This is a genomic window from Streptomyces sp. NPDC004561, assembly GCF_053602155.1.
Genome location: NZ_JBSGDB010000471.1, coordinates 1 through 6,656 on the forward strand (window position 1 = coordinate 1; position 6,656 = coordinate 6,656).

6 protein-coding genes are annotated in these 6,656 nt (G+C 69.8%); 3 read left to right on the forward strand and 3 right to left on the reverse strand.

The genetic code is table 11. The annotated features are described in order from the left end of the window. Positions 1–70: 70 nt before the first annotated feature. Together ACWEN3_RS38045 and ACWEN3_RS38050 are read right to left on the reverse strand one after the other, a co-directional pair. A complete protein-coding gene (locus ACWEN3_RS38045) occupies positions 71–1,411 on the reverse strand; it encodes an MFS transporter (RefSeq protein WP_452980788.1) in 1,341 nt (446 codons plus the stop codon). Positions 1,412–1,436: 25 nt separating this feature from the next. After that, the gene (locus ACWEN3_RS38050) at positions 1,437–1,874 is read right to left on the reverse strand and encodes a MarR family winged helix-turn-helix transcriptional regulator (RefSeq protein WP_452980791.1); all 438 of its coding nucleotides are present in this window, start codon (positions 1,872–1,874) and stop codon (positions 1,437–1,439) included. A gap of 154 nt (positions 1,875–2,028) precedes the next feature. Between ACWEN3_RS38050 and ACWEN3_RS38055 the strand changes: the two genes are divergently transcribed. Next, positions 2,029–2,211, forward strand: coding sequence for a ribbon-helix-helix protein, CopG family (locus ACWEN3_RS38055; RefSeq protein ID WP_452980800.1), 183 nt, complete (start codon positions 2,029–2,031; stop codon positions 2,209–2,211). 4 nt (positions 2,212–2,215) lie between these two features. Here the strand turns inward: ACWEN3_RS38055 and ACWEN3_RS38060 are convergent, their stop codons facing one another. After that, on the reverse strand, positions 2,216–3,667 hold the full coding sequence (locus ACWEN3_RS38060) for an NCS2 family permease (RefSeq protein ID WP_452980792.1): 1,452 nt from the start codon (positions 3,665–3,667) through the stop codon (positions 2,216–2,218). 151 nt (positions 3,668–3,818) lie between these two features. Between ACWEN3_RS38060 and ACWEN3_RS38065 the strand changes: the two genes are divergently transcribed. Then, a complete protein-coding gene (locus ACWEN3_RS38065; RefSeq protein WP_452980795.1) occupies positions 3,819–4,103 on the forward strand; it encodes a DUF2530 domain-containing protein in 285 nt (94 codons plus the stop codon). Between the two features lie 76 nt (positions 4,104–4,179). Then, a partial coding sequence (locus ACWEN3_RS38070; protein WP_452980798.1) for an HAD-IC family P-type ATPase occupies positions 4,180–6,656 on the forward strand: 2,477 nt, incomplete at its 3' end.

Sequence of the window (6,656 nt, forward strand, 5' to 3'; positions counted from 1 at the left end):
GGCGCGGACCGGTGGCCGGGGCAGGTGCTGGCCCGGAGGGTCCGGTAGGGGGCCCTCCGGGCGGCGGCGCTCACGCCGCCGTCGCCAGCTCCTCCCGCGCGACGAAGCGGACCTGCGGGTGGCCGCGGTGCCAGCCCACGCTCAGCCGCAGACCGCCGATGCGGACCAGGACCAGGCCGATCACAGCGGCCGCCGCGGCGGAGACGACACCGCCGAGCGCGAAGCCGATCCGGGCGCCGTAGGTGTCGGTGATCCAGCCGACGACCGGCGCGCCCAGCGGCGTACCGCCCATGAACACCATCATGAACAGGGCCATCACCCGGCCGCGCATGGCCGGGTCGGTGGCCATCTGCACGGCGGTGTTCGCGGTGACGTTCACCGTGAGGCCGCAGATCCCGATCGGGACCATGAGCAGCGCGAACAGCCAGTACTGCGGGGCCAGCGCGGCCACGATCTCCAGCGCGCCGAAGGCGGTCGCGGCGGCGATCAGGATGCGCAGCCGGGCCGTGCCGCGCCGGGCGGCCAGCAGCGCACCGCACAGGGAGCCGACGGCCATCAGGGTGTTGAAGAGGCTGTAGGCGCCGGCGCCGGCGTGGAAGACGCCGTTGGCGTAGGCCGACAGCCACACCGGGAAGTTGAAGCCGAAGGTGCCGATGAAGCCGACGAGCACGATCGGCCAGATCAGCTCCGGACGCCCCGCCACGTACCGCAGGCCCTCGCGCAGCTGGCCCTTGCCGCGCGGCGCGCGCTCGACGACGTGCAGCTCGCGGGCGCGCATCAGGAGCAGTCCGGCGATGGGCGCCGCGAACGACAGCCCGTTGGCGAGGAACGCCCAGCCGGTGCCCACTCCGGTGATCATGACGCCGGCCACGGCCGGGCCGACCAGACGGGCGGACTGGAAGTTCGCGGAGTTCAGGCTGACCGCGTTCTGCAGCTGCTCGGGTCCGACCATCTCGGAGACGAAGGACTGACGGGCCGGGTTGTCGACCACCGTCGCCAGACCGACGGCGAAGGCGGCGACGTAGACGTGCCAGACCTGGACGTGACCGGTCAGGGTCAGGAAGGCGAGCGCGAGCGCCGTGACGGCCATCGACGCCTGGGTGACCAGGAGCGCCGGGCGCTTGGGCAGGCGGTCGACCAGGACGCCGCCGTAGAGGCCGAACAGGAGCATCGGCAGGAACTGCAGGGCCGTGGTGATACCGACGGCCGCGGACGAGCCGGTGAGGCTCAGCACGAGCCAGTCCTGCGCGATGCGCTGCATCCACGTGCCGGTGTTCGAGACGACCTGGCCGAGGAAGAAGAGGCGGTAGTTCCTGATCCTCAGCGAGCTGAACATCGAGGACCCGCGGGGAACGGGGGTAGTCGGGGCGGTCGGTGCGGGGGCGGAAGCTGCTCCGGATCCCGTACTCAAAGGGTCGCCTCCTCCATAGGTGGGCTTACAGGTGTGCGAGCTTCTCCAGCACGGGGGCGGCGGCGCGCAGTTTGGCCCACTCGTCCTCGTCGAGGCCCTCGACGAGGCCCGCCAGGAACGCGTTGCGCTTGCGGCGGCTCTCCTCGAGCATGACTTCGGCCTGCTCGGTCTGGGTGACGACCTTCTGGCGCCGGTCCTCCGGGTGCGGCTCCAGCCGGACCAGTCCCTTGGCTTCGAGCAGCGCGACGATGCGGGTCATCGACGGCGGCTGGACATGCTCCTTGCGGGCCAGCTCGCCCGGCGTGGCCGAGCCGCAGCGGGCCAGGGTGCCGAGCACCGACATCTCGGTGGGGCTCAGCGACTCGTCGACCCGCTGGTGCTTGAGCCGACGGGACAACCGCATCACGGCGGAGCGGAGGGCGTTCACGGCGGCGGCATCGTCGCCATGGGTGAGGTCCGGCATGTTCCTTAGAGTAACTCATTACTCTGGCTAAAGACCACCGCGACACACCTGAAGGCCCGTGATGCCCGCCACTGAACCCAACGATCACCCGTACGAGTGAGTCGGCTCCGGAAAGTGACGCGCGGGACGGCCGGATGTGGCGACCCTCGTAGCCATGGGGACCACTGTGCTCAGCCTGCGGATGGACGGGGAGCTGCTCGAAAGGCTCCGGCACCACGCGGCCAGAAGGGGAATGAGCGTGCAGGACTATGTGGTCCGCACGCTCATTCGGGACGACTTCGACGAACGGTTCCAGGCCGCCGTCGAGGAGACGGAGAGGTTCTACGGGGTCACCTGAGGGCTCAGGTGAGGCCGAGGGCCGGCATCAGGTAGTAGAAGGCGAAGACCGCCGACACCACGTACATCGGAACCGGGATCTCCCGGCCGCGGCCGGCGACCAGGCGCATGATCGTGAAGGTGATGAAGCCCATGCCGATGCCGTTGGTGATCGAGTACGTGAACGGCATCATCAGCATCGTCACGAAGGCCGGGATCGCGATGGTGTAGTCGGCCCAGTCGATCTCCGTGATGGAGTTCGACAGGATCAGGAAGCCGACCGCGACCAGCGCCGGGGTGGCCGCCTGGGACGGGACCATCGTGGCGACCGGGGTGAGGAACAGCGCCACCGCGAACAGGCCGCCCGTGACGACGTTCGCGAGGCCCGTGCGGGCGCCCTCGCCGACACCCGCGGTGGACTCCACGAACGCGGTGGTGGCCGAGGAGGAGCTGGCGCCGCCCGCCGCGACCGCGAGGCCGTCGACGAAGAGGACCTTGTTGATGCCCGGCATGTAGCCCTGCGCGTCGGTCAGCCTGGCCTCGTCGCTGATGCCCATGATCGTGCCCATCGCGTCGAAGAAGCACGACAGCAGGACCGTGAAGACGAACAGGATGCCGGTCAGCACGCCGACCTTGGAGAAGCCGCCGAAGAGGCTGAACTTGCCGACCAGACCGAAGTCGGGGGTGGCGACCGGGTTGCCCGGCCACTTCGGGACCGTCAGGCCCCAGGACGTGACCTTGGCGACCGCGTTGATGATCATCGCGAGGACGGTCATGCCGACGATGGAGATCAGGATCGCGCCCGGCACCTTCCGGACGATCAGCGCGAAGGTCAGCAGCGCGCCCAGGATGAAGATCAGCACCGGCCAGCCGACGAGGTGACCGCCCGTGCCCAGCTGGAGCGGGACGGTGGTCTGGGCGGCGTCCGGCATACGGGTGACGAACCCGGCGTCGACCAGGCCGATCAGCATGATGAACAGGCCGATACCGATCGAGATCGCCTTGCGCAGACCGAACGGCACCGCGTTCATCACGCGCTCACGCAGACCGGTGGCCACCAGCAGCATGACCACGAAGCCGGCCAGTACGACCATGCCCATCGCGTCCGGCCAGGACATGCGGGGCGCCAGCTGGAGGGCGACGACCGAGTTCACGCCGAGGCCGGCGGCGAGGGCGATCGGCACGTTGCCGATGACACCCATCAGGAGCGTGGCGAAGGCGGCCGTCAGCGCGGTCGCCGTCACCAGCTGGCCGCTGTTCAGGTGGTGCCCGTACATGTCCTTCGCGCTGCTCAGGATGATCGGGTTCAGCACGATGATGTACGCCATCGCAAAGAAGGTGGCGAAACCGCCGCGGATCTCCCGGGCGACGGAGCTGCCCCGTTCGGAGATCCTGAAGAAGCGGTCGAGTGCGCCACTGGCGGGCGAACCGCCCGGCTTCTCGGGGGTGGGCGCCTTGGCGAGTGCCGAGGTGGACATGCGAAACCTCATCACCGACAGGGTTCCCCCGAGCCCTGTTGGAGTTTCATACGAGCAGAAGTGGTCAAAGACAAACGGTTTCAGTATGAACGTATGAGTGCTAGATCGCTATCTCCGCGCGTAGACCTGATCGCCTCGTAAGCTGTCTGCCATGGCTGGACTTTCTTCGGGATCCTTCAAGCACGAGGCGCCAGAGCCCCTGGAGGGCCCCGTGGTCGCCACCATCACCGGCGGCACGATCGTGTGGTTCGTGCTCTTCCTCGTACAGCTCCCCTTCTACGGCTGGTTCCACGACCACGGCCACCTGTGGTGGCTGTGGACCTGCCTGGCCGGGGGCGGGCTGGGGCTGATCGGCGTCTGGTACGTGCGCAGGCGGGACGCGGCGATCAAGCGGGCGGCGGCCGCGCCGAGAACGGCGTCGGCCGGACAGGGCTGACCGGCCCCACCGGCGGGCGGGGGCACCGGCCGAAGTCGGGTGGGCGGGTGGACGAACCCCACGTACCGTCGAATACATGACGCACATCGACGCGGGTGCCGAACTCGATCCTGTGCATCCGGTGGCCCTGCCGGTGAGCCCCTCGGCCGGGCTGACCCGGGCCCAGGTCGCGGAACGCATCGCGCATGGGCAGGTCAACGACGTGCCGGTGCGCAGCAGCCGGTCGCTGGGGGAGATCGTCCGGGGGAACGTGTTCACCCGGTTCAACGCGATCATCGGCGTGCTCTGGCTGATCATGCTGTTCGTCGCGCCGATCCAGGACAGCCTCTTCGGCTTCGTGATCCTCGCCAACACCGGCATCGGCATCGTCCAGGAGTGGCGGGCTAAACAGACCCTCGACTCGCTCGCGGTGATCGGGGAGGCCCGCCCGACGGTACGGCGGGACGGCGTCGCCACCGAGGTGGGCACCGACGAGATCGTGCTGGACGACCTCATGGAGATCGGTCCCGGGGACAAGGTCGTCGTGGACGGGGTGTGCGCCGAGGCCGACGGGCTGGAGATCGACGAGTCGCTGCTCACCGGCGAGGCGGACCCGGTGGTCAAACGCCCCGGCGACCCGGTCATGTCCGGCAGCTTCGTCGTCGCCGGCGGGGGCGCCTTCAAGGCGACCAGGGTCGGCCGGGAGGCCTACGCCGTCCAGCTCGCCGAGGACGCCTCCCGTTTCACGCTCGTCCACTCCGAACTGCGCAGCGGCATCTCCACCATCCTCAAGTACGTCACCTGGATGATGGTCCCGGCCGCGATCGGCCTGGTCGTCACCCAGCTCGTGGTCAAGAACAACGGCCTCAAGGACGCCGTGGCCCGCACGGTCGGCGGCATCGTCCCGATGGTCCCGGAGGGGCTGGTGCTGCTCACCTCCGTCGCCTTCGCGATAGGGGTCATCCGGCTGGGCCGCAAGCAGTGCCTCGTGCAGGAGCTCCCGGCCATCGAGGGTCTGGCCCGCGTCGACACCGTCTGCCTGGACAAGACCGGCACGCTCACCGAGGGCGGCATGGACGTCACGGGCCTCAGGCCGCTGGGCGACGCCGACGAGACGTACGTGCGCAAGGTGCTGGGCGCGCTCGGCGAGTCCGATCCACGGCCCAACGCCTCCCTCCAGGCGATCATCGACGCCTACCCCGACAACGAGGAGTGGCGCTGCGTCGAGTCGCTCCCCTTCTCCTCGGCGCGCAAGTACAGCGGGGCGGCGTTCAGCGAGGGCGACGGCGAGACCAGCAGCTGGCTGCTGGGCGCCCCCGACGTGCTGCTCGGCCCCGAGGACCCGGCACTGGCCGAAACCGAGCGCCTCAACGAACAAGGGCTGCGGGTCCTGCTGCTGGCCCGGGCGAGCCGCGACCTGGACGACCCGGCGCCCGCCAAGGGCGCCCGCCCCACCGCCCTGGTCGTCCTGGAACAGCGGCTGCGGCCGGACGCGGCCGACACCCTTCGCTACTTCGCGGAGCAGAACGTACGGGCCAAGGTCATCTCCGGTGACAACGCGGTGTCGGTCGGCGCGGTCGCGGCCAAGCTGGGGCTGGACGGTACGGCGGTGGACGCGCGGCAGCTGCCCGCTGAGCGGACCGGCATGGCGGACGCGCTGGACGCGGGCACGGTCTTCGGGCGGGTCACCCCGCAGCAGAAGCGGGACATGGTGGGCGCGCTCCAGTCGCACGGGCACACGGTGGCGATGACCGGCGACGGGGTGAACGACGTGCTCGCCCTGAAGGACGCCGACATCGGTGTGGCGATGGGCTCGGGCTCGGAGGCGACGCGGGCGGTGGCGCAGATCGTGCTGCTGGACAACAGCTTCGCGAGCCTGCCGTCGGTGGTCGGCGAGGGCCGCCGGGTGATCGGCAACATCACGCGCGTGGCGACCCTGTTCCTGGTGAAGACGGTCTACTCGGTGCTGCTGGCGGTGCTGGTGGTGTGCTGGCGGGTCGAGTATCCCTTCCTGCCCCGGCACCTCACCCTGCTGTCCACCCTCACCATCGGCGTCCCGGCGTTCTTCCTGGCGCTGGCCCCCAACAAGGAGCGGGCGCAGCCGCACTTCGTGCGAAGAGTCATGCGGTACTCGGTCCCGGGCGGCGTGGTGGCCGGGGCGGCGACCTTCGTGACGTATCTGGTCGCCCGGCACTACTACGGCGGGCCCGGCGAGCTGGACGCGGAGACCAGTGCGGCCACCCTGACCCTGTTCCTGGTCTCCATGTGGGTCCTGGCGATCATCGCCCGCCCCTACACCTGGTGGCGGGTGACCCTGGTGGCCGCGATGGGTGTGGCCTTCCTGCTCGTCCTCGCGGTGCCCGCGCTCCAGAGCTTCTTCGCGCTCAAGCTGGTCGGGGTCGTGATGCCCTGGACGGCGGTCGCGGTGGCGGTGGCGGCCTCGGCGCTGCTGGAGTTCGTCTGGAAGCGGGTGGACCGGCGGTCCGGGACAGGAACGTCAGCACGTCGGCGGCGTTGGCCGGGGAGAAGTCCGTGTCGAGCTTGTGGACCGCGTCCTCGGTCAGCCGGATTCCG

Bases quoted from the DNA above. Each gene is read 5' to 3' on its own strand.
- ACWEN3_RS38065 (WP_452980795.1), top strand. From the start codon at position 3,819: ATGGCTGGACTTTCTTCGGGATCCTTCAAGCACGAGGCGCCAGAGCCC.
- ACWEN3_RS38060 (WP_452980792.1), bottom strand. From the start codon at position 3,667: ATGTCCACCTCGGCACTCGCCAAGGCGCCCACCCCCGAGAAGCCGGGC.
- ACWEN3_RS38050 (WP_452980791.1), bottom strand. From the start codon at position 1,874: ATGCCGGACCTCACCCATGGCGACGATGCCGCCGCCGTGAACGCCCTC.
- ACWEN3_RS38055 (WP_452980800.1), top strand. From the start codon at position 2,029: ATGGGGACCACTGTGCTCAGCCTGCGGATGGACGGGGAGCTGCTCGAA.